The following is a 25,297-nucleotide window of genomic DNA, read 5'->3' on the forward strand; positions in this document are numbered from 1 at the left end:
GCCCCTTCACCCGGGTCGCTTCCGACTGCGCCTGCGCGGCCTGCGCCTGCGCCTGCGCGAGCTGCGCCCGGCCCTGTGCGATCTTGGACTGGAGCAATGCGGGATCGAGGATCGCGAGCGGCTGGCCGCGGCGGACGGTGTCGCCCTCGTCGACCAGCACGTTCGCGATGCGATAGCCAGACAGCTCGGACGTGACCGCCGCTTCCTCGAAGGGGATCAGCAGGCCGGATGCCTGAAGGCTGCCGCCCATCGCGCGCGACGCAACCTGCGCCACGGTGACGGCGCGCGCGGCATCGGTCGAGGGATTGGTTTCGGTTTCGTCGTGGCCCGAACAGGCCGACAGCGCGGCGGTGATAGCAAGAACGGGCGCAAGCACCGCGGCGCGGGCGGCAATGGTCATGGTCTATCCTCGGGGTTCGTCGTGTCCGGGGTGGCGGTCCAGCCGCCGCCGAGCGCCTGGAAGGCCTGGACCGAGCGGGTCAGCCCTTCCACCCGCGCCGCAGTCAGCCCGCTGCGTGCGCTGCGCAGGGTCCGTTCCGCCTCCAGCACTTCCTGGAGGTCGGTGAAACCGAGCTGAAGCCGCTTCAGCGCGGCGTCGTAGCCGCGCTGCGATCGGACAACGCCGTCCTGCAGCGCGGCAATGCGACGGCGATCGGCATCAAGACGGATCAGCGCTTGGTCGGCCTCGCCATAGGCGTTCTGCACCAGGCGCTCATAGGCGAGCACCGCCTGCTCGGCGCGTGCGCTGGCGGTGCGCAATTCAGCGTGAAGCCGCCCACGATCGAAGACCGGCGCGGTAAGGCCGCCCGCGCCGGTACCAGTTAGCGTCGTGGTACCGATGCCCCCAGTCTGCGCGGCATAGGCGAGCACTGCCTGGAGCGTGATCGTAGGGTAGAAGGCGAGTTCGGCTACTCGAACATTGCCGGTCGCAGCGTCGAGCTGCGCGCGCGCTTCGCGCAGGTCGGGTCGTCGAACCAGCAGTTCGCCCGGCATCGTTGCCGGCACGGCAGGGACCGTCGGTAGAGCGGCCGAAATGGGAAGCGCGGGAAGCGGGGAAGAGCCCGAGCCGATCAGGATCAACAGCGCTCGCCGCGCGGCGTCGAACGCACCTTCCAGGTTGCTCACTTCGGCTTCCGCCTGCGCTAGGCTCCCCTCGACCTGCTCGGCTTGGGTCGACGGGTCGAGGCCGCGGCGCACCCGGCCGGCGACGACCTCGTTGAGGCGGCGCTGGTTGGCTGCGGTCGCGCGGGCGTCTTCCAGCTGCGCAGCAAGTCCACGCGCCTCGAACAGCGAGCGCGCGACATCGGCGGCAAGCGTCGCCCGCGCGCCCTCATAGGTGAAGCGCGCCGCCGCCAGGGTGGCGTCGGCGACGCGGCGATTGGCGCCCCGGCGGCCGAACAGGTCGAGTTGCCAGCTGATCGGCAGGCTGGCGTTAGCCGTGCGCGTGGTGGTCGGCGCGAACAGGTTGGTCAGAAGCTCATCGGGTAGGCCCGGTATCTCGTCGATGCTGAGGATCTTGCTTCGCTGAACCTGCGCGTTCGCCTCGATATTGCCCTGAAGCCCGAAGCGTGCCAGCGCGCCTGTTCGCGTCGCCCGCGCTTCGTCAAGGCGGGCGAACGCCTCCCGCACCGAAAAGCCGTTCGACAGGGCATGATCGACCAGCGAGGCGAGTTGCGTGTCGCTGTAGAGCGTCCACCAGCGATCGATCGCGATCGCGGGCAATTCGCTGCTCTGTGCATCGTACGCTGGTGGAACAGCGGTCGTCGGGGTGCGGACGGCCGGCGCATGGGCGCAGCCGGCAAGCAGCAGCGCCGACCCGCACGCCCATGCGGCAGGAGGACCAGCGAACTGGATAAGGCGGCGAGGAGTCATTCGGCAGGGCATCATCGGTTGAGGGCGGCAGATCGAGCGCCCCTAGCTGGTAATCTATACGTCGTAAAGATTGTGTTTGTGCTTGATTAAAGGCGACCTATGCATTGTATGGGAGGGCCCGCTTTCTGAAGTGCGCGGGCAAGTGTATGGAAGCTCGCCTACGTGAAGATCCGCGTGATCATGGAGCTGCCATCACGCGTCACGTCGTTTCCCTCCAACGCCTTCATCCGGCGGCGTGTCGCGCACGGGGCGGAGGCTGGCACCCGCGGCACCTACCTCCGGGAGGCAAGGAGCGAGTTGCTCGGCTAGGCGCTCGCCCGCTTTTCCGGTGTGGGGGAGCCACGAAGCGCCGTGAGCCGAGCCGGTTCCCACGAGTTCCGCAGTTCGTCGCGCCCTTACCGATTTCGCTGTCAACACGGGTGCTGAAGCCGCGTTTATCCATAAGCGCGGATCCTTTGTCGCAAATCGTTTCACTGTTTGCGGTGCAAAAAGCAGCCTGGTCACAGCTCGAAGCGGGCGGCGAACGACCCCTCGCCTCCCCGGCAGCAGCCATGCTCAAGTTCATCAGCATCAAACAGGGACAGTGCTTTATCCGCCCCCACAATAGCCCCCTGCTTAGTCTCTCGAGAGGCGACATGCTGATGCCACTCCATACCGAGAGCAACGTTGTGACCAGCGACGATGGCGTAGCGGCTGCCGATGGTATGTCGCTGTTCGCGGATCAGGCTCGGGCTGATCGCCAACCTGGATAGGTCCGATACGGTCCGCTGTGGCGTTCGCTATGGACTCGACGACGGAAACGTGGATCTGCTGCGTTGGTACCCAACATAGATGCGGCCTCCAGCACAAACCCGCGCGAGGCGCTGTTGTAGAAGATCTGCGTCTTCGGATCGTAGCTGCGATACGGGAGCCATTGAACGAGCCTCGGCACCGCCGTGCTGGTGGGCGTCTTCCGCCTGCGAGCTGTCACCGAGCAACGACGATAACAGATTGCGGACCATGCTCATGGCTGAACTCCCGGGAACGAGATGGCGCATAAGACCGTCAGCGGCTTTGCGTCTTGGACGGCGGTTCGCGCCTGCGGTTCAGCCTGCGCCAGACCGGCGCGGACCGCAGGTTCGCCGCCACAGCGGCAATTGCTGCTCGACCGGCATCTGTCGCCTGCGCCAATACTGCTATCGCCGGCGCAATCGAAGCGACGGGGCAAACGAGTTGCGCGGATGGGGAAGAGGCGGTGCTAGAAGAAGACCCCGCGACCTTAATCGCGGGCGTGCCGGTGCTGGCTGGCAAAGGGTACGCCGTTCCCTCAGCCCGGGCGCTCAGCGGCTGAGCGTTAGCAGAGGGTGGCGCCGCCGCAGGAAATACACGGCTGACGTGCTGGCGGCGCGGTGCGGTGAGCGGCGCGAGACCTAGTCCTTGATGTCGCGGATCGGGTTAGGGCTCGCCAGTTGTTGCGGCGCTGCTGCGGCAACGGCCGCCTCGCTCGGCATGCCCGCATTGTTCTCAGCACCCTCGACTATCAGCGGGTCGGCGCGCTCGACTGCCGCGAGCAGGGATGTCGCCACCTGTAGCCGCGGCGACATCCCTGCGATGCTACTGCGCAAGCAAGTTGCCATAGCCGATGACCAGCGTCGCGAGCACGAGGAGGCCGACGCCGGCCCACACCATCCTGCGGGTAGCTGGCGCGGCGTCCCTCCATTCGCGAAACGCGAAACCCCAAAGCGTGCCGAAGATGATGATCGACGCCATGTGGATCGTCCAGGACGAAAAGCCGAAGCGCCCCATTTGGCTCTCGCCCATCGTGTAGAAGAAGAATTGGAAATACCACAGCGTGCCGCCGAGCGCGGACAGCAGATAGTTGCGCAGCAGCGGCAGGCGCCCGCCTGCGTCGGAAGCTACCGTCTGAGTGGACGCGCGCCCTAGCCATTGGCCTGCGCTGCGGTTGCGCACGATCAGGAAGCTGCACCACAGCCCGTTGGTAATCAGCCCGCCCAGGGTCACCAGGCAGATCACCGGCAGTCCGACCCACAGGACGCCGGTTCCCGCCGCCGCCCCAAGCTCGCGGATCGGTTCGCCCGCAGCCAGGCCAAAGGCGTAGCAGCTCGACATGATGCCGGAGAAGATCGCGACGACGATCCCCTTAGAGAAATGGAACTCGGCCACCGCCGCCGCCTTCTGCTCGGCAGAAAGGGTCGCGTCCTTGCGCGCGCCGGCCAGGGCGACCACGACGATGCCCACCACCGTGATCGCCAGGCCGAGCAGATTGATCCGCCCCGGCACGGTGCCCAGCAAGGTGCTGCCAAATTCGCCGGCGACGATCGGCGGGATGAGCGTGCCGAATACCGTGCACAGACCCAGCACCACCGCCATGCCGAGCGACAATCCGAGATACCGCATCGTCAGCCCATAGGTGAGGCCGCCGAATCCCCAGAGAACGCCGAACAGGACGCAGTAGAATTTGGTGCTTGCCGGCGCGGCGGAGAGGACGCCGATCAGGTCATGGGTCTGGATGCTCGCGAACAGCCAGGGGGCGACGAGCCAACTGAAGATGCCGCCGGTCAGCCAGAAGATCTCCCAGTTCCACCGCTTCACGCCGCGATAGGGCACGTAGAAGGTCGCGGACGACAATCCTCCCAGCCAGTGGAAGAACACGCCGAGAATTGGATTGCCCATGATGTCGCGTCCTAGAGAGAGAGGCCGAGGCGATAGATGCGGTTGGCAGTGCGGCCGAAGAGGTCTCGCCGCTCGTCGTCGGAGAACGGGGCCGAAAAGTCGTACAACGCCTGCATGGTGCGGTCGAAAGGGGCGAAGAGCGTATCGGTGGGGGAGTCGCTGGCCATCATGCAGCGATCAGGACCGAACAGGGCGACTGCCTCTTCCAGAAACGGCCGGATGCGATCGAGCGTCCAGTTCCGGTCGATGAAGCCGAGTCCGGACAGCTTGATCGCAACGTGCGGAATCGCCGCGAGCGCCTTCAGGCCTTCGCGCCATTGCGCCACGCCCTCGGGGTCGGAGAGGACCGGCATGCCGAGGTGGTTGAGGATCACCGGCACGTCCGGGCGGCGCTCGATCAGGGGAGCGAGCCCAGGCATCTGCGCCGGATAGCATTGCAGGTCGAAGGACAAGCCATGACGGCCCAGCGCCGTGAAGCCTGCCTGCCATCGCTCGTCTCTGGTCAGGTCTTCCGGAGTATAGCTACGTCGAGGATCGACATGCCAGTTGACGATCTGGCGGATGCCCCGCACGCGGCGATGCGCCGCTTGCGCTGTCAGTTGGCGATCGACGTCCGGAGCGTCGAGGCTGGCGAAGGCGACGATCGCGGTCGGCAGCGCGTCGGTGTCGGCGACACCTTCCAGCCACTCGGTTTCGCGGAGCGCCTCGGAGGCATCGGCACCGGCATCGATATGGACTGCGCCCGCAACGGCCCATTTACCCGCATCGGCGCGGTAGTCGTCGGTGAGGTAGTTGCGGGCGATCGCCTCGACGTTGCCGTTGGGGCCGTCCGCGAACGGCGGCGTCAGCCACGGATAGCGGATGTGCGCCAAGTCCCACAGGTGAATATGGGCGTCGACGAAGGGTAGGGGGGCGGCGGTCATACGGGGCTCTCCTGCGCGCGGCCTCTTGCGGGCCGTCGCGCGTCCGATTTCGGGCAGGGATCAGAAGGTCGTGCGGCCTCCGGACGTGTCGAAGGTCGACGCGGTGGTGAAGCTGCACTCCTCGCTCGCCATGAAGCAGACCATCGCCGCGCTCTCCGCGACCTCGCCCAGGCGACCCATCGGGATCTTCGAACGCATGTAGTCGACCTGGCTTTGCGGAAGCTGCGCGAGAATCGGGCTTTCGAAGGTGGCGGGGGTAAGCGCGTTGGCGATCACCCCCTTGGCGGCGAGTTCCTTGCCGAGCGACTTGGTGAAGCCGATCACCCCCGCCTTGCTGGCCGAGTAGGCCGAGGCGTTCGGATTGCCCTCCTTGCCGGCCACGGAGGCGATGTTGACGATCCGGCCGTACCCGTTGGCCAGCATCATCGGCACCACCGCGCGGTTGCAGTAGAACAGCCCGTTCAGGTTGATGTCGATCACGCGCCGCCAGCTATCGGTGGGATACTCGTGCGCCGGTGCAGTCGCGCCGGTGATCCCCGCCGAACAGACCAGCACGTCGATCCGGCCAAGTGCGGCCAGGCTCGCCCGGGCCGCCCGCGACACGGCATCCTCGTCGGCGATGTCGACGGCAACCGCCTGCACGGCACCCACGTCCGACGCCGCCGCGTCGAGAGCGGCCTCGTCGAGGTCCCACAGCACCACGCTCCCACCTTCGGCGACAATGCGGCGCGCGACCTCCCGGCCGAGCCCGGACGCGCCGCCGGTGACGATCGCCGCCCGCCCGGCGAACCGGCCCGCGTAGGTCGTCATGCCTGCGACTTCGCGCCGACGGGCTGCCAGGCGACGACCTGCTGGCGCTGCGTGCCCAGACCTGCAATCCCGAGTTCCATCACGTCACCTGCCTTTAGATACACGGCCTCCGGCTTCTTGCCCTCGCCGACGCCGGGCGGGGTGCCGGTGATCATCAGGTCGCCGGGTTCGAGCGTGACGAAGCGGCTGACATAGGCGATGAGCTGGCGGACATCGAAAATCATCGTGCGCGTGTTGCCGGTCTGCATGCGCGCGCCGTTGACGTCGAGGTGCATGTCGAGCGCCTGCGGGTCGTCGAGCTCGTCGGGCGTCACCAGCCACGGCCCCAGCGGGCAGAAAGTGTCGTGGCCCTTGCCCTTCGACCATTGGGTGCCGCGCTGCTTCTGGTTGAAGCGCTCCGACACGTCGTTGGCGAGGACGTACCCGGCGACGTGGTCGAGCGCGTCGGCTTCGTCGACGTAGCGGCAGGTTTTGCCGATGATGACGCCGAGCTCGACTTCCCAATCGCCGTGGGTGGCGTCCTTGGGCAGGATCACCGGATCGTTCGGGCCGCTTAGGCTCGAGATCGCCTTCATGAACATCATCGGCTCGGTCGGGATCGGCAGGTTCGATTCGATCGCATGGTCCTCGTAGTTGAGGCCGATCGCGACGATCTTGCCGATACCCTTGAGCGGCACGCCGTAGCGCGGCTCGCCTTCGACGACCGGAAGCGCGGCGGCGTCGGCGGCAAGGGCAGTGGCCAGCGTGTCCGCGGTGAGGTCGGGCACCACGGCGGACAGGTCGCGGATGCGGCCCTCGGCGTCGACGACGCCCGGCTTTTCGGAACCGATCGGACCGAAGCGGCAGAGTTTCATGTGCGTGTCCTCAATGCGTGAAGGGGCGGTGGAGCGGGATGTCGCGGTTGAGTTCGACGCCGAACCCGGGACGGTCGAGCGCGGAGGCGCGCAGGCGGCCAGCCTCCGGCACCGGCTCGCCGATCAGCTGCGGATGGAACATCGGCTGCACGCGGTCGGCCTCGGGCGCCATCATCAGGAACTCGGCGAAGGGCGAGTTGTGACGCGTGACGACGAAATGATAGCTGTAGACGGAGGAACCGTGCGGCACGACGAGCTTGCCGCGGGCGTCGGCCAGCGCGGAGATCTTGAGGAGTTCGGTCACGCCGCCGCACCAGCCGACGTCGGGCTGGATGATGTCGCAGCAGTCCATCTCGAGCAGCATCCGAAAGCCCCAGCGCGTCGCCTCGTGCTCTCCGGTGGTGACCAGCAGCCCCTTGGGCACGTTGCGTTTGAGTTCGGCATACCCCCAATAATCGTCGGGGCTGATCGCCTCCTCGATCCACTTCAGCCCGGCCTCCTGCCAGGCGCGGTGGGCGAGGCGCGTTGCGTAGTCGACGTCGAGCGCCATCCAGCAATCGAGCATCAGCCAAAAATCGTCCCCGACGCGGCTGCGCATCTTGATGAGTTCGGCGAGGTTCTTCTCCAGCCCCTCTTCGCCCTCGGCGGGGCCGTGGTGGAGCGGCAGCTTGCCGCCGATGAACCCCATCTCCTTGGCAAGGTCCGGCCGTGCGCCGGTGGCATAGAAGCGAAGTTCGTCGCGCACTGCACCGCCGAGCAGCTGATACACCGGTTCGTCGCGCAGCTTGCCCAGCAGGTCCCACAACGCCAGGTCGACGCCGGAGATCGCGTTCACGACCAAACCCTTGCGCCCGTAATATTGGGTGGAGAAGTACATCTGGTCCCAGATCTTCTCGTATTCGGCCGGATTGCGCCCCTCCAGGAAGCGGGCGAGGTGCCTCTCGACGATGTACGCCGCCGGCATCCCTCCGGTGGTCACCGCGAAGCCGATCGTGCCGTCGTCCGCCTCGATCTCGACGATCAACGTACCGAGCACGTTGATGCCGAAGCTCTGGCGCGACTGCCGATACTCCGGATAACGCGCCATCGGCGTGGCGATGTGATCGTCGATCCAATGATAGCCCTGCTGATCATGGTAATCCGCCCCGCCGCCGCCCTGAACCACGAAGGCGCGAACCTGTTTGATTTGCGGTAACGGCATGAGGTTTTCCGCTCCTGGGCGTTGCTGGGCAGAGACAATCACCGGCATGCGTCAACTTTGACGTTGCCATCATGTGAAATGAAGTTTTAAAAAATGAAAATGGATGCGTCAATGCAAAGGATCAGCACTGCGGAGACGAGCTCGTCCGGAGGCGGCAGCCAGACGCTGCTGCGCGGGCTCGACGTGATTGAGGCGGTGGGGGAGGCGCCGGTAGCCCTCGCCGAACTGAGCGAGCGTCTCGGCCTGGCGAAAAGCACCACCTATCGCCTCGCCACCGCGCTGGTCGACCGGGGCTATCTCGCGTTCACGCCGCGGCTCGGCTATCGGCTCGGGCCGAAGCTGCTCGCGCTCGGCCACCTCGCCCAGGCGCAGACCGACCTCATCCAGGTCGCGAGGGCGCATATCGAGGCGCTGGCCGCGAGCACTGACGACACGGTGCATCTCGGTGTGCTCGACGACGATCAGGCGCTGTATCTCGACAAGATCGCGGGCCGTCGTCGCATCAACATTTCAAGCCGGGTTGGCGATCGTCATCCGCTTACCTCGACCGGTCTCGGAAAGGCGCTGATGCTGGACCATCCGGCGGACTATTGGGCCGCTCGGCTGCAGGCCGAGCAGCGTCGTGACGCGGAGGGCGGCTCCGGGCTCTGGCACGGTCGCATGCAGGGCTATGTCGAGGCGGGGCATGCCTTCGACCTGGAAGAGAACGAGGATCAGATCCGCTGCGTCGCGGCGCCGATCCGCGGCGCGCAGGGCAGCATCGTCGGCGCGATCAGCGTCTCCAGTGCCGCGCAGTATATGAGCGACGACCGTATCGCCGCCCTGAGCAGCGATGTTCGTGCGACCGCCGAGGCGATCAGTCGCGATCTGGGCTGGTCCGACGAAACCGGCGAGCGGCGGCGGGCAGAGCGACTAACGGCGAAGTAGGAGGAGAGGGTAGGATGCGGCTGCTGGACGGCAAGACGGTTCTGGTGACGGGTGCCTCGGCGGGCATCGGCCGCGCCGCCGCGATCGGCGCGGCAGCGCATGGCGCGCAGGTCGCGATCAACTATCATGCCGACGATGCGGGCGCGCAAGCCTGCGTCGACACGATCCTGGCGGCGGGAGGCGAAGCGATCGCGGTACAGGGCGACGTCGCCGATCCGCAGACCGCTCAAAGCTTCGTTCGGCAGGCCGTCGAAGCGTTCGGCAAGGTCGACGTCTTCGTCAACAACGCCGGCATCTGCCCGTTCCACGCCTTCCTCGACATGCCGGTCGAAACCTTCGAGCGGACGATGCGGGTCAACCTGCACGGCGCCTATTTCATGGTGCAGGCCGCAGCCAACCAGATGGTCGCGCAAGGTCACGGCGGCGCGATCGTCGCCGTCTCGTCGATTTCCGCGCTGGTCGGCGGGGAGTACCAGACGCACTACACGCCCACCAAGGCCGGGCTTCATTCGCTGATGCAGTCGACCGCGATCGCATTGGGCAGGCACGGCATCCGATGCAATTCGGTGCTGCCCGGCACGATCCTTACCGACATCAATAAGGACGATCTGGCCGACAGTGGCAAGCGCGAGCGAATGGCGGCACGGGTGCCGCTCGGCAGGCTGGGCGAGCCCGAGGATCTTGCCGGGCCGATCGTCTTCCTGGCGTCCGACCTCGCGCGTTACGTGACCGGCGCAGCGCTGCTGGTCGACGGCGGCGCGTTCGTGAACCTGCAGTGAGGGTGTGATGAAGGCTGCTTCCGCCCTCGACTATCGCGCGCTGGCGCAGCGCAGACTTCCTCCCTTCCTGTTCGAGTATATCGATGGTGGGTCCTACGCCGAGGTGACGCTGCGGCGGAACATCGCGGATCTGGAACGCGTGGCGCTGCGCCAGCGCGTGCTCACCGACGTTTCCTCGCTCGACCTTTCCGTTGAACTCTTCGGACGGTCATTGGCCCTGCCGGTGGCGCTCGCGCCAATCGGGCTTGCGGGGATGAATGCGCGTCGGGGCGAAGTGCAGGCGGCACGCGCCGCGGAGGCCGCGGGCATTCCCTTCTGCCTTTCCACGGTGTCGGCGTGTCCGCTGGACGAGGTGGCGCGCGCGACCAGCCGGCCGTTCTGGTTCCAGCTCTACATGATCCGCGACCGCGGTTTCATGCGCGAGCTGATGGCGCAGGCGCAGGAAGCGGAATGTTCGGCGCTGGTCTTCACAGTCGACATGCCAGTGCCGGGATCGCGTTATCGCGACTATCGGTCGGGCCTTGCGGGTGCGCCCGGTGCCGCCGGTGCATTGCGACGGTTCTGGCAAGGCGTGACCCACCCGCGGTGGGCGTGGGACGTCGGCATCCACGGTCGCCCGCACCAACTCGGTAACGTCGCTCCGGTTCTGGGCAAAAACACTGGACTGGAGGACTTCTTCGCCTGGATGCGCAGCAATTTCGATCCGAGCGTTACGTGGCGCGACCTCGACTTCATCCGCGCCAACTGGCGTGGACCGCTGATCATCAAGGGCATCCTCGACGTCGAAGATGCGGTGGAGGCGGCACAGCTTGGCGCCGATGGCATCGTCGTATCCAATCACGGGGGACGGCAACTCGATGGCGTGCCGTCGACGGCTGCGGCGCTTCCGTCGATCGCGCAGGCAGTGGGAGACCGGCTCACCGTCCTCGCCGACGGTGGCATCCGCTCCGGGCTGGATGTCGTACGAATGCTGGCGCTCGGCGCACGAGGTGTGCTGCTCGGCAGGGCCTGGGTTTATGCGCTGGCAGGCGGCGGTCAGGCGGGCGTGAGCCATATGCTTCGATTGATTGAAGCGGAGATGCGCGTGGCGATGGCGTTGACCGGCGCCCGCACGATCAACGCGATCGATGGCAGCAGGGTGGCGCGAACGGTGCGGTAGGCGTGCCGTCCCGCAATCCGTCGCTCACGCAGTCCGCAGCAGGCCGTCCTTTACCGTCGTCGGTCCAGGGGTCAGTCGCTGGTCCATGCACGGGTCGCCGACACAAGCGCCATCCTCAATCGTGAACCGTGCGACATGCCAGGAGCAGGCGATCAACTAGCCGCCCGGCGCGAGATAATTGTCCAGCGCCTGCGCCAGCGACCGGCGCGCATCTGGAGGACTAAGGCGCCCCCCCTCCCATCGGCTATTTAGTCAATCGGACCGACCGCCACGCCAGCGGGGTCGGCGAAGATACGCGTGTAGGCCGTGACCAGTGGGGGCTGGGTTGACGGTCGGGCTGTGCCGCGGAGAACCCCGCAGCTCGCGTGCCCGCTCGCCTGCCGCCGTCCGCCGACGGTGGAGAGCGAGCGTGACGCCGAAGCACTCGGCCGAATAGAGCGGAGGCACGAGATGGCTGTCGGCCAGGCTCGGCGCTCCGCCACGGACCGTTCCACAGGGGTCCGCAATAGACCACTGGTCTCGACTTTTTCCTCCTGATTACCGACGCTTAGCAGACCGGTTCGGCCTCGGCCGTCCGTGCCCATCCAGCAAATTGGAAGGGCGAAAACGAGGTACGCGCGGTCGAAAAACGAGGTATTTTCGGAGACCGAACCATGCTTACCGATGCCAAGGTGCGCGCGGCCAAGCCGCGCCCCAAAGCGTATAAAATCGCCGACGCCAATCGCCTTTTCCTGATGGTGACGCCCAGCGGGGGCAAGCTGTGGCGCTGGAACTATGAATACGACGGCAAGAACAAGACGATGGCCTTCGGGGCCTATCCGCTCGTGTCGCTGGCCGATGCTCGCGAGAAGCGGGACGGAGCCTATTCGGTGCTGTGCGAGGGGCAGGATCCCAATGTCGCAAAGCGGTTGAAGATCGAAGCGAACCTTGAAGCCGGGCGCCAGACGTTCGAGCGTGTTGCTCGCGAGTGGTATGGGAACGCCAAGGGGCAATGGGCGACGATCCATGCCAGTGACGTCATCCGCAGCCTGGAGCGCGATGTCTTTACAACGATCGGCTCCTTACCGATTGCGCAATTGACCCCACCACTGATCCTCGGGGTTCTGCGCGAGATCGAGGCTCGCGGGGCAATCGAAACAGCGAAGCGCGTCCGGCAGCGCATCTCAGCGGTGTTCGTCTGGGCCATAGCTCAAGGCACCGCAACGGCAGATCCCGCAGAAAAACTGGGTGCCGTTCTGAAGCCGCTGCGCAAGGGACGCCAGCCGGCCATCACGGACCTCGTGCCACTCCGCAACATGATCCTAGCGGCTGAGGATGACCATGCGCGGCCGATCACACGACTTGCGCTGCGGATGCTGGCGCTCACGGCAGTGCGGCCAAGCGAACTGCGCGGTGCCGAATGGGCCGAGTTCGAAGACCTCGACGGGAAGCGGCCACTCTGGCGCATCCCCTCGGCTCGGATGAAAGGCGACCTCGATCGCAAAGAGGAAGCCGGCGGCGACCACCTCGTTCCCCTCGCGCCGCAGGCAGTTGCAGTCCTGCGGGCAGTTTGGCCACTGACGGGGAGCGGCCCGCTGATATTCCCCAGCAACCGGCATGCTCACCGGCCGATGAGTGAGAACGCGATCGGCTACCTGCTTCACCGTGCCGGCTACCATGGGCACCATGTCCCGCATGGCTTTCGAGCGGCATTTTCGACGATCATGAACGAGTGGGCAGAGCGACACGGCGACCCGCATGATCGCAAAGTGATCGACCTAATGCTGGCCCATGTGCCCAAGGAGAAGGTGGAGGGGGCCTACAACCGCGCCGCCTACATGCCTCGCCGTCGCGAAATCGCTTTGCAGTGGGCGGACATGCTGAGCGAGGGGCTCCCCGATCCGGTTTTACTTGTAGGTCGTCCAACCAAGAGACTTGGCCCAATATCGCGCCGCCGGGTGCCGGAGCCTGTAGCTCCTGATTTCACCTTCCCCCTGGCGGCGGCTGAGCCAACCGCGGGTATGACGATGACAGCTTCAGCAGGGCGCGCGCACCACCGATCAAGAGCAGTCTGAGTACAAACTTGGGGGTGTTTGAGGAATGGCGCGTCTCGAACAGCCGGGTGCGGCCCATTAGCCTGTAACTATGTCACACAGTGATGAACAGAAAAGCCGAAAGAAAATCAGCGAAGTACCGGATTCACTAACTAAGCTTGCGTAGGCGCGATAATGTCGTTTGACGAAATGCGCACAACCTGCCCGGGCGTTTGGTCTTCTCTTGATCGTGGGCGGGCCGTCTCCTTTTCAGGTGATTCTGGTGGAGGCACGAACCCGCTGCGCGGGAGGGGTGCTTGAGGCACGGTTGAGGTGAAGGGGCGAGCGTTCCGTTCGGATTGAGCGCGGCCGGAGGCAGGCAGAGCATCGGGGCTCCACAAGAAGGAGCCCTGCCATGAACATCCTCACCCGAGTTGTTGGCGTCAGCCCGCTACGCCAGCGTCTCATTGACGAGATGGAGATACGGCGGTTCGGCCGCGACACGCAGCGTAACTACATCCGTGACGTCAACCGGTTCGCAACGTGGTTGCAGCGCTCGCCCGACACAGCAATGGCGGAAGAGGTGCGGCGCTTCCAAGTCGAGCAGCGCGACCTGGGCGTGACAGCGCCGACCATGAACAGCATTGTGGCGGCGCTCCGGTTCTTCTTCACTCACGCGCTCGACCGGCCGGATCTCGCGCGCAAGCTGGTCCGCACGAAGCACGAGCGTAAGCTGCCCGTGGTGCTGAGCCAAGACGAGGTGGCGCGGCTGCTCGACGCGACCACATGCCTCAAGCATCAGGCGACGCTGTCGGTCGCCTACGGTTCGGGTCTGCGCGCGGCCGAAGTCTCAGCGCTGAAGGTGCGCGATGTCGACAGCGAGCGGATGCTGCTCAGGGTCGAGCGCGGCAAGGGAGGTCGGTATCGCAATGCCATGCTCCCGGCCGGGCTTCTGGCGCTGCTGCGAGAGTGGTGGAAGGTCGGGCGCCAAGAAGGCGTGCTGCACGTCGACGGCTGGCTGTTCCCCGGCCAGCACTATCTCAAGCCGCTCAGCACCCGGCAGCTCCACCGCATCGTCGTCGAGGCCGGTGTGGCGGCGGGCATCGGCAAGCGGGTTGGGCCGCACACGTTGCGGCACTGCTTCGCGACCCACTTGCTGGAAGACGGGATCGACGTCCGCATCATCCAGGCGCTGCTCGGCCACGCAAAGCTCGATACCACGGCTTTCTACACGAAGGTCGCCACCCGGACGCTGCGCAACGTGAGCAGCCCATTCGACAGGCTGGGGGTGACCGCCATGGAGGGAAGATCGTCCAGCGGGTGAGCCCGCATGCGCGCCTCCATCGAGGTCGCTGACATCTTCCGCGCTGCCGGTCCTGCGTATCGGGCCGCCCGCGCTGGTCACCTGAGCCTCGACCAGCTCAAGGTCATGTCGGCTATCGAGACCTGCCGCACCGCCGTCATGGGCGGCCACGTCGAAGCCTGCACCGACTGCGGGCACTGGCGGGTCGCCTATAACTCCTGCCGCAACCGGCATTGCCCCCGGTGCCAGGGCGCGGCCGCACGCACCTGGCTCGCCGAGCGCGAGGCCGACCTGCTGCCGGTGGGCTACTTCCACGTCGTCTTCACGCTGCCGGCCGAGGTCGCCGACATCGCGCTTCAGAACAAGGCGGCGGTCTACGGCCTGCTGTTCCAGGCGGCATCCGAGACAATGACCACCATCGCGGCCGACCCGAAGCACCTTGGCGCCCGCATCGGCATCACCGCCGTGCTCCACACGTGGGGCTCGGCCATGACCCACCACCCGCACATCCACATGATTGTGCCGGGCGGCGGCCTGTCGCCGGATGGACGCCGCTGGATCTCGTCGCGCCCGGCGTTCCTGCTGCCCGTCAGGGTCCTCGGCAAGCTCTTCCGCCGTCTGTTCCTGACCCGGCTGACGGCGCTGCACGAGGCCGGGCGGCTCGGCTTCTTCGGCAGCCTCGCCCAGCTGGCCGACCGGCGCGCATTCCTGCGGCATCTGGCGCCGGTCAGGAAGAAGCGCTGGGTGGTCTATGCCAAGCCACCGTTCGCAGGGCCCGAGACGGTGCTCGCCTATCTGTCGCGCTATACCCACCGGGTCGCCATCTCGAACAGCCGCCTCCTCCGCTTCGACGAGGGCGGGGTCACGTTCCGCTACAAGGACTATCGCCGCAGCGGCGCCGACCGCCAGCAGGTCATGACGCTCACCGCGGACGAGTTCATCCGCCGCTTCCTGCTCCACGTCCTGCCGAAGGGTTTTCACCGCATCCGCCACTACGGCCTGCTCGCCGGCGCCACCCGCAAGGCTCTGCTCGACCAGGTCCGCCAACTGCTCGGCGCGCCGCCGGCCACAGCCGAAGCACGGGCCGAGCCGGACGACACCCGCCCGCCGTGTCCATGCTGCGGCGGGCACATGGTCGTCATCGAGACCTTCGAACGTCAGCGCCAGCCCCGCGCGCCGCCAGCTCCTGCGCCGCTACCCGGGACACAGGCGTCGTGACCCGGCACGGCCTGGCAGCAACATACCCCGCAGCGTCGATGCCTGCGGAGCCGATGTCACCTGCGTCGATCGCCGTCAGCGAAGTCGTCACCTTAAGCCAAGCCGAACTGCTCGCGCCGGTGAGCCCAGCATGGCCACCCAGATTCAGACCGTCCGCATCCAAGGTCGCGCCCGCACCTACCGTGCCGCTCGTCATCCCCGCGGGCCGAAAACCGAAAACCCCATAGCACACCGCTCGTGGCCCGCGGGTTCGGGCCTCCAAGACTTTCGTACGCCTGCCGGCATCCGAAACTCTTCAGGGGAGCGGTCGGTCCGCTTTTAAGCGGTCGATCGCGGTAAGCTGCCGCTCGTTCAGGAGGTAGCACAGGGGGGCACGAACGCCTGCTGGTGGTGGAGACCAGCGTGTTGTCCTTGTAGGCCTCCGTCGCCGTTTAGTCAGTGATGATGGCCTAGTTAGCGGGTGCCATCGCGAGGAATGTGCGAAGCTCGTCGCTGTGCAGGCCATTGCTGTCGACCACCACCCGCATGTCAAAGGTCTCAAATGTAGTGCCGGAATGGCAGGGGCGGGAGGTCGCCGACCGGCGCCGCGGTAAGTATGTCCCCGACCGCGTCGGCGAACTTGAGCGTGACAGGCAGCCCGTCGGCGAACACGCAGGCGTTGAAATTGATCTTGGTGAGGCCGAGGACGTCGGTCATGACCCGCTCGAGATCGGCCTCGCCGCGATGAATCTCGACGAGAAGCGGGTTCGGCACCTCCCAGCCGGGGTAGGTCGCCAGCCGCGGGACAAAGCCCTTGGTCCACAAGTAGCCGAGGCGATCGCCGACCATGTAGGCAGTGCCTCGCTGAACCGCCGTCTTCCCGAGGCGCATCAGCTTCAGCTCGCTGGTCGGTCGGATCCGGACGCCGACCAGGCTGGTCCCAGGGGGGACGGCAGACGAGAATCCCTCCCATTCTTCGTCGCTGAAGCGCGCCTTGCCATGAATGAAGAGCTCGGCGGGAGGCATACCGTGCATGTCGCGGTAGGCGTCCACGATCAGCGCCATCAGTTCGGCCGCCTTCGCCTCGGTCAGGTGGAAGGACTTGTCGGCTTCCGAATACCAGGGACCAACTGCGCCCCGGAAGACGACGCCGTCGCCGCTGTCGAGGAACATCTGGGCCCCGCAGCAAGCGTTGGCTCCGCCGAGCGCAGTGTCGTCTTTCTTGAAGACGAGCCCGACGTAGCAGACGCCAGGTCGGACGTCGACCAGCCGCCAGGGTTTGCCGCTGGATTTGAAAAAGGCGGTCGTGCAGAGGTTCCAGGCGATCGTCGCCGGATCCTGCGTGGCGCGGACCGCGCGTCCCTTGTCGTCGACGAAGGCCTCAGGCGCTAGAGTCGTCTCCCGGGCGATCTGGATGACCGCCTTCTGGTCGAGCAGCTTTGCCTTCAGCTGATGGTGGAAGTTCAGTTCGAAGCGGTAGATCTCGGCCGCCTCCACGTCTTCGGCGAAGAGCGATCCAGTCTCCAGGACGAACTTGCCGGCGCGCCGGCTCAGGCGCGCATCGCCTTTGACCCGCTCGCCTCGCGGCACGACCGACTTCGGTCGTCCGAACCGGTGGACGTCCTCCGGGATCACAACGAACCACATGGTCGGAGGCGCCTCCTCCTGCCGGAGGTAGCGTCGTATCGGGGTCTCGAAAATTGCGACGGCCTTCGAGATCGCCTCGTGCCGGTTCTCGATGCGGATCGCGTTCGCAAGCGCGTCGGCGTCCACCGCGATCTCGGTGATCGGACGGTCCGGCCAGCGCGTGTCGAAGACGGCCTCGAACCCGGGCCAGCTCGCATGGTGCGCCGAATCTGCGTTTGCCGAGGGGATGTGGCCGCGGATCCGCTTCGTCCAGGTATTGAAGTGGCCGAGGCCCTCCGTCGTGCCGATCACGCCGATCCGCATCTCCGCGGGATGGGCGCCGTCCTCGAGCGGGCCGAAGAGGAAGAGGCCATCCTTGGGATGCTCCATGCGCTGCTGGTAGCCGAAGCCGAGCAGCGGTTCGGGAAGCTGGAGGAGCCTGAGCGGCGACGTCATGCCTGGTCCTCTCCGAGATCGTCGAAATCCGCACGGTCCTCGCCGTCGTCGAGCGTGTCGGCCGAGGTCTCGCTCTCGTTCGCGTCCTCGTCGGGAGAGATGCTGTCCCCCAAGATCCGGGTTGGCGCCTCGAAGGCAATCAGTTCGCCCCTGAGGGTGAGCTCGGCCGCTCCGCCAAGTGGTATCCTTATCACGCCGTCGTCGTCGGCGAGGAAGCGGACGTAGGCGTTCAGCAGCGTGCGCCACTGGTCGTTCCACCAGTTCTTGCAGAAGCTCTTCCGCAGTCGAGCCATCTTAGGCTTGCTGTCGATCGGCTTCGAGCCATCCTCGGTGAACACAACCTGTGGCTTGAGTTCGAACAGCCATCGCTGGCCGACGACGGGGTGCATGGTCACAGCGAAGCTCCAGTAGACCCCACGCTTCTCGCTTCGGCCCGTAAGCCGCTTGCGCCGGCGCTTGCCGTTGCGGTCGTCGAAGACGACGGTGTCCTTCTCGATCAGGCCGCGCGGAACATACCATCCGGTGCTGTTCGCGAATTCGTAGGGAAGCAGCCCCTTGCTGGCCGCAAAGCCCTCCCAAGCCTGCCGCAGCAGGTTCGCGACCATGCGGCGCGCGTCGGCGGCGCGGAGCTGCGGCGCATTCTCCGTTCGGCCCGCGACGAATGCCCGCAGGCCGACGGCGTAGGCGTGCTCGACGGTGAGATCGGGAGCTTCGGCTTCGACGACCTCGCTTGCGCGCGCAAAGCCGAGGCCGAGCCTGTCCCAGGCGATCACGGGCGTAGTGAAGCGGCTGAGCGCTTTGGCGACCGACCTGGGGTCGCCGCCGAACCGGTTCAGATAGGCGGTGGCGGGTAGCGTCTCGATTCTAAGCCAGCTGCCTTCGAGGATTTCGGGCTCCTGCGCGATCGAGGCGCTCTGCCGCAGTCGGAAGTTTCGAAACTCGGCGATGCCCTGTTCGCGCGCGCTTTCGATCTTGGCGATCTCGCGCTCGTCCAGCGCCTCGAGGAGGCGGTGGAGCCCGTCCGCCCAGTTGCCGTTGAAGTTAATGGCGTTGAGCCTGATCACCTGCTCCGGAAACTCGTCGAATGGGAGGTCGTCGAGGCGGACCGGGATTATGAACTTGGGGTTCTTCAGCCTGCGCGCCGTCGCGACGGCAAGCGCGATCTCGTCGAGGACGCCGGGTTTCTGGAACGAAGAGCGCGACAGGACGAGCACGACGACCGCCGCATGGTCCTTGATCGCGTCGCCGATGTCGCGCCAGAACGGCTCGCCTCCTATCAGTCGAAGCAGATCGCTCCAGACGTGGTAGCCGGCGCCGATGAGGCGGGTTCCCAGCCAAGCCGTGAATTCGTTGTCCTCCGGATTGGCGTGGCTGATGAATACCGTCCGACGCGACGAGGCGTCCGCGCCATCATTTGACTGAGGAGAGGTTTCAGCATCGGCCATGACGCATCATGGCCGCCGGGAATACTCTCGTCCACAAGGCTGTGTCAGATGCGGATTCGAGGGGCGGAAAGAGGGTTTTCGGGATGGGACGGGAAAGACTCTACATCATCGGGAACGGCTTCGACCTGCATCACGGAGTTGGATCGAGCTACGCCGCGTTCGGGGCCTATCTAAAGCAGGTCGACCGACGCCTGGCGCGGACGATCGATCGCTACTTCCCGGTCGATGGCGCGTTCTGGTCGAACTTCGAGGCCGGCCTAGCGGATTTCGACAGCGATGGCGCGACCGACGATGCGTCCATGTTTCTCGACGACAAGGGGTATAGCGACTTCCAGTTCGAGCTTCAGCAGATCGCCGAGCAACTTTCCGATGGCCTGCCTGCGCGCTTCGGGGACTGGATCCGCAGCCTCGCAATACCCGCTCGCGCCACGGTTGGACGCCCGCTGCGTGTGGACCCCGCTGCTCGATTCCTGTCCTTCAACTACACCCCGACATTGGAGACGGTCTACAGCGTTCCGCGAGCGCAGATCCTCCACATCCATGGCAGCGCAGAGGATCCCGACGCCAAGCTGATCCTCAGGCACGGCTGGGAGCGGTCCGATGAGGAGTTTCTGAGTCACGGCACTGACGGGCCGGATGACGGTTGGCGGGTGCGAGACGGGCTCTCACATCTCGATGAGTTCCTGAGCGCGACGCTTAAGCCCACGGCGGAGATCATCGCGCGCGAGCAGGATTTCTTCGGCGACCTCGCCGGCGTTCGCGAGGTGTTGATCATGGAGCACGGTCTCCATTCTGTGGACGCACCGTACATCGACGCGGTGATCTCTGGCGTCGACAAGGGTGCCGCTCGGTGGACGATCAGCGTCTATGACGATCTGCCCGAGCGGCAAGCTGCATTCGGTGCCTTCGGCATAGACCCTCGCCTAGTGCGCTACCTGCCTTTGTCCGAAATGTAGCTGTGCTGCGTCCGACGCGACGCCGGATCAGGCAGCGCGTGCGCGCAAGATGGCCTCGCGCGTTACTTCGGTGCAGTCCAGACGATGATCACCTGCCTCGATCAACCGATCATTTTGAGAACGCCCGCCGAGCTTGGGACAAGAGCGATTCCTGGCAGAACGCTCGCAGCCGATATTGACAAGCGACCGAGATTGGGAAGCGGCAGAACCGACACAAATGACCGGAATTTGGTCGACGTACTCATACCTGTTCTAGACGGGTGGAACCGATACCGACCGGCCCGATCGATCACTTCTTCTTTTTGTCGGGCGCTGAGACAGTGCGGATCCAGCTGCCGTCTTCGAGTCCTTGCCGGTTCGACCGTCCTTCAGGACCTTCGAGGCTGCCTTGCCGGCTTTTTCGCTCGTGTGCTCGTTCTTTGCCATCTTTCGGCTCCAAGCAAGCACCATCTTGTGGTGCAAAGGACCAAACCGTCTATTAGTTGGTCAGTTCCCGACTTTTTCCGGTGAGGGCGCGGTCTTGGATGGCGACATGAACGACCGTCGACTTATGGGAAGCGTTGTCGGTGCCCTGAACGTCGGAAAATGGGTCGAGCGGGCCCCAAGCTGCTGTCGCGCTCCATGCCGCTACGTCTTCGATTGGACGGATCAATGTTCCAAACTGTTCTACCAGACGGCACGGATGCGCGGCGAAATAGAGCGCGCCCAGGTGACGCCCGTGCCGCCCGCCAGCCGCTGTCGCCATCGTTGAACACCAATCGGATAGTCGGCGCGAGCCGAGCGCTCGATCCATCATTGGAGCAGTACGGGCAGCCCTACACCTATCCCATCTGCAGGGTATTAAAGCCACTTAGGTCATGACTTGAGGTCGGCGATCGTTGCGGGCTCGTCACCTTTCAGCTCAATAGCGAACACGTAGCGAAGCGCCGATCGTGCGGGGACGGACAGTTAGTCCCTGCCGAATGAAGAGAATGGAGGGCTTCTGGATCACCGTTTGGTCATCCGCGATGTTCTTGACGAACACGCCCAGCGTCAGATTGTCGATGTCGACGCCCGCATCGAGGTCGCCGACCCAATAATCCTCCCGGACGTAGTCGGAGTCGGTGACCGTGAAGCTGCCGCGGCTCTCGCCGGTGTAGTTCCAGTTCATGGTGGCGTGCAGCGCCAGACGCTCGCTCAGGCGCCGGTCATAGTCGACCCCGAGCATCAAGGTTTTGTTCGGCACGCCGAGCACCTTCTGGCCGACCTTCGCGGTCGATCCTGCGGCCTCCTCCGTGATGTGCGCATCGGTGACGCCCCCTGTCACGTTCAGCGTCAGCGCGTCGGTGACGCGCGCGGCGATCTCCAGCTCGCCGCCCTGGCTGCGCGCATCGCCGGCGTTGGCAGTGATGACATAGCCGCAGGACGCCAGCCGGAGCTGCTGCTGGATGTTGCTCCAGTCGATCCGGTAGGCCGACGCGTTGACCCGCAGCCGGTTGCCGAAGAAGCCAGCCTTGCCGCCCACTTCATACGCCCAGATCGTGTCCGAGCCGTAGGATTTCACGCCAACGGCGGTGAGGCCGATTGACGTGATCGCCCGGCCGCAAAAGCTGGGCAGCGTGTTGTTCTGGCCGCCTAGGCGGAAGCCCTTGGTCGCGCTGGCGTAGAGGCTCAGTTCGCGGCTCACGGCGTAGTCGAGCGCGAACTTGGGCGTGAACGGGCTTTCGTCGGATTTCACCTTCTCGGATGCGGGGGTGCCGTCGGCGAGCCAGCCGCCTTGTGCCATTCGCGATTCGGTCCAGGCCTTGACCTGTCTCACCCCTACCGTCGCCTTGAGCTTCGGCACGATCATCAGCGATCCCTGCGCGAAGCCGGCGATCTGCTTCAGCGTGCGGTCGGAGTGGAAATAGCCGAGCAGGTCGTCGGGAGCGGCATAGCCGATGATCGACTGGACACTGGTGCCGAACTGGCCGGTGACCGCGTCGTTGAGGCCGTAGACATATTCGTCGTCGAGCGATTGCGCCTTGAGGCTGTTGAGATAGGCGCCGATCTGCCACTCGTACGACCGGCCACCGGCCTTGATCCCCGGCGAGGCGAGGCGCAGTTCCTCCGACCAGTTGGTGATCCGGTCGACATTGGCGAGGACGCCAGGCAGCGCCGCGATCCTGTCATAGGGAGCGCCATAGTCCGGATCGATGGCGCTGGCGACATATTCGCTGTCGAACACGGTAGCGTCCAGCCGGCGGTCGAACTTGCGCTTCGTGTAGGACGTGATCGAGGTCAGCGTGTAATCGCCAAAGGAAGCTTCGGCGGTCAGGCTTGGCACGATCAGGGTGTCGCGGCTGGGTTCGAGGACCTGATTGGCGCGCTGGAAGCGCGGCAGGCTGAGGTTGAACACGCTGCTGTCATCGGTCTTGCTGTATTGCCATTGCAGCGTCGGCGTGAGCTTGAGCCAGTCCGTGGCCTCGACGAGCAAGGTTGCGCGCACCGCATGGTAACGCTCGGCGTCGACATTCTGGCGGTCGACGGCACCGGTGGCGTCGACATGATCGATGAAGCCGCTCTGGCGCCCACTCACTCCGGCGATGCGCAGCGCGGCGCGCGATCCCAGCGGCAGATTGACGGCGCCGCTCACCTCGTAATCGGTGCCGCCGCCCTTGACGGCCGCAAGTTGGCCGTTGGCATAGCCGCTGATCTGGCCGAGTTCGGGCTGGCTGGTGATGAAGCGCAGCGTGCCGCCCAGCGAACTGTCGCCGTACAGCGTGCCCTGCGGGCCGCGCAGCACCTCGACACGCTCGAGGTCGAACAGCCGCGGCAGCGTGGTGCCGGTGAACGACTGGTTGGGAAAGGAGAGGGCGACATCGTCGAGATAGACGCCCACGGTCGCGGCGCCCGATGCCGAGGCGACGCCGCGTAGCGCGATGCGGCTCAGCCCCGAGGCGCCGGTGTTGGTGAAGGACAGGCCGGCCACGTTGCGGGCGAGATCGCCATAATCCGTGATATGCGCGCGGGAGAGCTGCTCGGCATCGAGCACGCTGATGCTCAACGGGATGTCGCGAACCCCCTCGACCCGCTTCTGCGCGGTGACCACGATATCGCCGGGCTCACTGGTGCCTTCCGGCACGCCTGCCTGTGCAAAGGCGAGCCCGGGCAGCGCGACCAGGGACGCGAATGCCAGGGCGGACCGGCTTAGCATCCCGGCCGAGCGATACCGGCGCGCCAGGTGCGATACGCGAGGAGTCTTGATAGCTTGCATCGACCATCCCTTTAGTGTCTGTCCGCAGCGTTCCTCCCTCGACGGCGCCTGCCTTTGCAGGTCGCAGAAGTTTCCTCGCGCTAAGATCGCGATGTCCTTGTTCTGGATGGAGCGGATGCCGGCTGAATGCCGCTCCCCGCGGCGGCTTATCCGCCGCTCGACCGTCACAGAGTTGCAAAGATCGCGAGGCGAAAAATGCCGCGACGCACAAAGATGGTTGGCGGTTTTGCAAAGTGAGCGGCGACAACCGGCCTTTCGTCCCGGGAGCGGCGCGGTGCGGGCATGCTTAGTTGCCGGGCATTGCAACCATCATTGCCGAGCGGGACATTTGCCCGATGTCTTCGGCTTTTCAAAACTGCGGCAACGATATGCTTGAGGGAGTGCAGTTGCGTGGCCGAGCCGCAGAAAATGCCCAAGCCCCTGATCGTCGGCCGGCCCGTGCTGGTGGTGATCGACGTTCAGAAGGGAAGTTTTGCGGATTGGGAGGAAAGCGAGCGGCTGCCCATGCTGCCCGATCGGGTGGAGCGGATGTACCGCGTGCGCAGCGTGGTCGACGCGGCGCGTGCCGCCGGGGTACCGGTCATCTTCTTCAAGGAGGAGCATCGCGCCAATCTTGTCGACTTCGGCCGCGAGCTGGACGGGACCGAGAACATTCACTGCCTCGAGACCTCGCCCTACACGCCGGTCGCCACCGAGGAACTGGGCGTGCTCGCCGACGACTATGTCATCACCAAGCGCCGCTATTCGTGCTTCTTCGGCACGGAGCTGGAGATCCTGCTCAAGGGGCTGAAGGCGAACACGCTGCTGATGGCCGGCGGCTTCACCGACGTGTGCGTGCACTACACCTTCGTGGATGGCCACCAGCATGATTATTACTGCCGGGTGATCGAGGATTGCACCACGGCATCCTCGCCGCCCGCGCACGACGCCGCGCTCAACGCGATGGAATATCTTCAGCACGGCGCGGTGCGCAGCGCGCAGGAAATCATCGATGCGTTCGCCGCACGCGACTATGCGCCGCTGGCCTGACGGGAAGCCGCGATGACCAGCGCGACCGCCGATCCCCATGGCGCACAGGCGCATGCCCGCGCCCAGGCCGGGACCAAGACCGAGGCCATGCCGATCCTGCCCGCGCGCGATGCCGATGCGTTGCCGGCGGGCGTGGCCGCCGATGCGATGCTGTGGGCCGAGACGCTGGCGGGCGGCGGCTATGCATCCAAGATCGTCGGCCGCGGCGCGCGGATCGAACTCACCGATCTCGCCGGCGACGGCTGCATCTCGCTGCTGGCGTTCAACGCCGAATGCGCCGTGGAGCGGCTCAACGTTGCCGACACGCTCAAGGTCCAGTGGCACGGCTATCTCGGTGCCGGGCGCTTGCTGCTTTCCGACATGGGGCGCGTGCTGCTCTCTATCGTCGAGGACGAGGCCGGCACCCACGACGCCTTCTGCGGCGCGTCGAACCGGGCGTCCAATGCCCGCAGATACGGGGATGGCGACAATCACGGGGCGCATCCCAACGCGCGCGACCGCTTCCGCATCGCCGTCGCGAAATACGGGCTCGGCCGCAAGGACATCCACCCGTGCGTCAACTTCTTCAAGGGCGTGCGCATCGCCCCCGACGGCGCCACCCAGCCCGAGGTCGGCCCGTTCGCGCCGAACCGCCGGCTGGTGCTTCGCGCCGAGATGGACCTGATCCTGGTATTGGCCAACTGCCCGCACGTGCTCGATCCGCGCGCCGATTATCACGCGACCCCGGTGCGTGTCCGTGCCTGGCGCGACGCGGTCGCCGCTCCGGACGATCCCATCCGGACCGGCACGCCCGAGGGCTTGCGCGCCTTCCTCAATACCGAAGCCTATTATGCGAGGTGA

At 65.7% G+C, this 25,297-nt stretch carries 23 protein-coding genes; 10 read left to right on the plus strand and 13 right to left on the minus strand.

What is annotated here, in order from left to right; translation table 11 throughout:
* Both LK533_RS16680 and LK533_RS16685 read right to left on the minus strand, forming a co-directional pair.
* Positions 1–400, minus strand: a 400-nt coding sequence (locus tag LK533_RS16680; protein ID WP_229364201.1) for a biotin/lipoyl-binding protein, incomplete at its 3' end; no start/stop codon positions are given.
* Positions 397–1,872, minus strand: a complete 1,476-nt coding sequence (locus LK533_RS16685) for an efflux transporter outer membrane subunit (protein ID WP_229364202.1) — start codon at positions 1,870–1,872, stop codon at positions 397–399. The genes LK533_RS16680 and LK533_RS16685, both read right to left, overlap by 4 nt.
* Positions 1,873–2,018: 146 nt before the next feature.
* On the opposite strand from LK533_RS16685, the gene LK533_RS18085 reads away from it, so the two are divergent.
* On the plus strand, positions 2,019–2,624 hold the full coding sequence (locus LK533_RS18085; RefSeq protein ID WP_420705877.1) for a cupin domain-containing protein: 606 nt from the start codon (positions 2,019–2,021) through the stop codon (positions 2,622–2,624).
* Here LK533_RS18085 and LK533_RS18020 read toward each other — a convergent pair.
* From LK533_RS18020 to rhmD, 7 genes are all read right to left on the minus strand, one after another.
* A complete protein-coding gene (locus LK533_RS18020; RefSeq protein WP_324255328.1) occupies positions 2,594–2,842 on the minus strand; it encodes a TraC family protein in 249 nt (82 codons plus the stop codon). The two genes, LK533_RS18085 and LK533_RS18020, sit on opposite strands and share 31 nt — an antisense overlap.
* A gap of 439 nt (positions 2,843–3,281) precedes the next feature.
* Entirely contained in the window at positions 3,282–3,437 is a 156-nt protein-coding gene (locus tag LK533_RS16700; RefSeq protein WP_229364205.1) for a hypothetical protein, read from the minus strand.
* 28 nt (positions 3,438–3,465) lie between these two features.
* A complete protein-coding gene (gene rhaT / locus LK533_RS16705) occupies positions 3,466–4,548 on the minus strand; it encodes an L-rhamnose/proton symporter RhaT (RefSeq protein WP_229364252.1) in 1,083 nt (360 codons plus the stop codon).
* Between the two features lie 8 nt (positions 4,549–4,556).
* A complete protein-coding gene (locus tag LK533_RS16710; RefSeq protein ID WP_229364206.1) occupies positions 4,557–5,468 on the minus strand; it encodes an amidohydrolase family protein in 912 nt (303 codons plus the stop codon).
* Positions 5,469–5,528: 60 nt separating this feature from the next.
* Positions 5,529–6,278, minus strand: a complete 750-nt coding sequence (locus tag LK533_RS16715; RefSeq protein WP_229364207.1) for an SDR family NAD(P)-dependent oxidoreductase — start codon at positions 6,276–6,278, stop codon at positions 5,529–5,531.
* Positions 6,275–7,132 (minus strand): fumarylacetoacetate hydrolase family protein, encoded by an 858-nt coding sequence (locus tag LK533_RS16720; protein WP_229364208.1) that lies wholly within the window; start codon positions 7,130–7,132, stop codon positions 6,275–6,277. The genes LK533_RS16715 and LK533_RS16720 overlap by 4 nt, the downstream gene beginning before the upstream one ends.
* A 10-nt stretch (positions 7,133–7,142) precedes the next feature.
* A complete protein-coding gene (gene rhmD / locus LK533_RS16725) occupies positions 7,143–8,333 on the minus strand; it encodes an L-rhamnonate dehydratase (protein WP_229364209.1) in 1,191 nt (396 codons plus the stop codon).
* A 111-nt stretch (positions 8,334–8,444) separates the two neighbouring features.
* Between rhmD and LK533_RS16730 the strand changes: the two genes are divergently transcribed.
* From LK533_RS16730 to LK533_RS16760, 6 genes are all read left to right on the plus strand, one after another.
* Positions 8,445–9,260, plus strand: coding sequence for an IclR family transcriptional regulator (locus LK533_RS16730; protein WP_229364210.1), 816 nt, complete (start codon positions 8,445–8,447; stop codon positions 9,258–9,260).
* A gap of 14 nt (positions 9,261–9,274) precedes the next feature.
* Positions 9,275–10,039 (plus strand): SDR family NAD(P)-dependent oxidoreductase, encoded by a 765-nt coding sequence (locus LK533_RS16735; RefSeq protein WP_229364211.1) that lies wholly within the window; start codon positions 9,275–9,277, stop codon positions 10,037–10,039.
* Between the two features lie 7 nt (positions 10,040–10,046).
* Positions 10,047–11,198 carry an FMN-dependent L-lactate dehydrogenase LldD gene (gene lldD, locus LK533_RS16740; RefSeq protein ID WP_229364212.1) on the plus strand — a complete coding sequence of 384 codons (1,152 nt, stop codon included), beginning with the start codon at positions 10,047–10,049 and terminating at the stop codon, positions 11,196–11,198.
* Positions 11,199–11,851: 653 nt separating this feature from the next.
* A complete protein-coding gene (locus tag LK533_RS16750; RefSeq protein WP_229364213.1) occupies positions 11,852–13,252 on the plus strand; it encodes a tyrosine-type recombinase/integrase in 1,401 nt (466 codons plus the stop codon).
* Positions 13,253–13,625: 373 nt separating this feature from the next.
* Positions 13,626–14,534, plus strand: coding sequence for a tyrosine-type recombinase/integrase (locus LK533_RS16755; RefSeq protein WP_229364214.1), 909 nt, complete (start codon positions 13,626–13,628; stop codon positions 14,532–14,534).
* Positions 14,535–14,540: 6 nt separating this feature from the next.
* Positions 14,541–15,731 (plus strand): IS91 family transposase, encoded by a 1,191-nt coding sequence (locus LK533_RS16760; RefSeq protein WP_229364215.1) that lies wholly within the window; start codon positions 14,541–14,543, stop codon positions 15,729–15,731.
* Positions 15,732–16,268: 537 nt separating this feature from the next.
* Here LK533_RS16760 and LK533_RS16765 read toward each other — a convergent pair.
* Both LK533_RS16765 and LK533_RS16770 read right to left on the minus strand, forming a co-directional pair.
* A complete protein-coding gene (locus LK533_RS16765; protein ID WP_229364216.1) occupies positions 16,269–17,792 on the minus strand; it encodes a hypothetical protein in 1,524 nt (507 codons plus the stop codon).
* The gene (locus tag LK533_RS16770) at positions 17,789–19,237 is read right to left on the minus strand and encodes a toll/interleukin-1 receptor domain-containing protein (RefSeq protein WP_229364217.1); all 1,449 of its coding nucleotides are present in this window, start codon (positions 19,235–19,237) and stop codon (positions 17,789–17,791) included. The genes LK533_RS16765 and LK533_RS16770 overlap by 4 nt, the downstream gene beginning before the upstream one ends.
* An 8-nt stretch (positions 19,238–19,245) precedes the next feature.
* Between LK533_RS16770 and LK533_RS16775 the strand changes: the two genes are divergently transcribed.
* The gene (locus tag LK533_RS16775; RefSeq protein WP_229364218.1) at positions 19,246–20,193 is read left to right on the plus strand and encodes a bacteriophage abortive infection AbiH family protein; all 948 of its coding nucleotides are present in this window, start codon (positions 19,246–19,248) and stop codon (positions 20,191–20,193) included.
* 478 nt (positions 20,194–20,671) lie between these two features.
* Here the strand turns inward: LK533_RS16775 and LK533_RS16780 are convergent, their stop codons facing one another.
* Positions 20,672–20,938 (minus strand): hypothetical protein, encoded by a 267-nt coding sequence (locus tag LK533_RS16780; protein ID WP_229364219.1) that lies wholly within the window; start codon positions 20,936–20,938, stop codon positions 20,672–20,674.
* Positions 20,939–21,094: 156 nt separating this feature from the next.
* Positions 21,095–23,428 (minus strand): TonB-dependent receptor, encoded by a 2,334-nt coding sequence (locus LK533_RS16785; RefSeq protein WP_229364220.1) that lies wholly within the window; start codon positions 23,426–23,428, stop codon positions 21,095–21,097.
* A gap of 408 nt (positions 23,429–23,836) precedes the next feature.
* Between LK533_RS16785 and LK533_RS16790 the strand changes: the two genes are divergently transcribed.
* Both LK533_RS16790 and LK533_RS16795 read left to right on the plus strand, forming a co-directional pair.
* Positions 23,837–24,457, plus strand: a complete 621-nt coding sequence (locus LK533_RS16790; RefSeq protein WP_229364221.1) for a cysteine hydrolase family protein — start codon at positions 23,837–23,839, stop codon at positions 24,455–24,457.
* Positions 24,458–24,469: 12 nt separating this feature from the next.
* Entirely contained in the window at positions 24,470–25,297 is an 828-nt protein-coding gene (locus LK533_RS16795; RefSeq protein ID WP_229364222.1) for an urea amidolyase associated protein UAAP1, read from the plus strand.

It is taken from the genome of Sphingomonas sp. PL-96, assembly GCF_020707215.1.
Taxonomy (GTDB): domain Bacteria; phylum Pseudomonadota; class Alphaproteobacteria; order Sphingomonadales; family Sphingomonadaceae; genus Sphingomonas.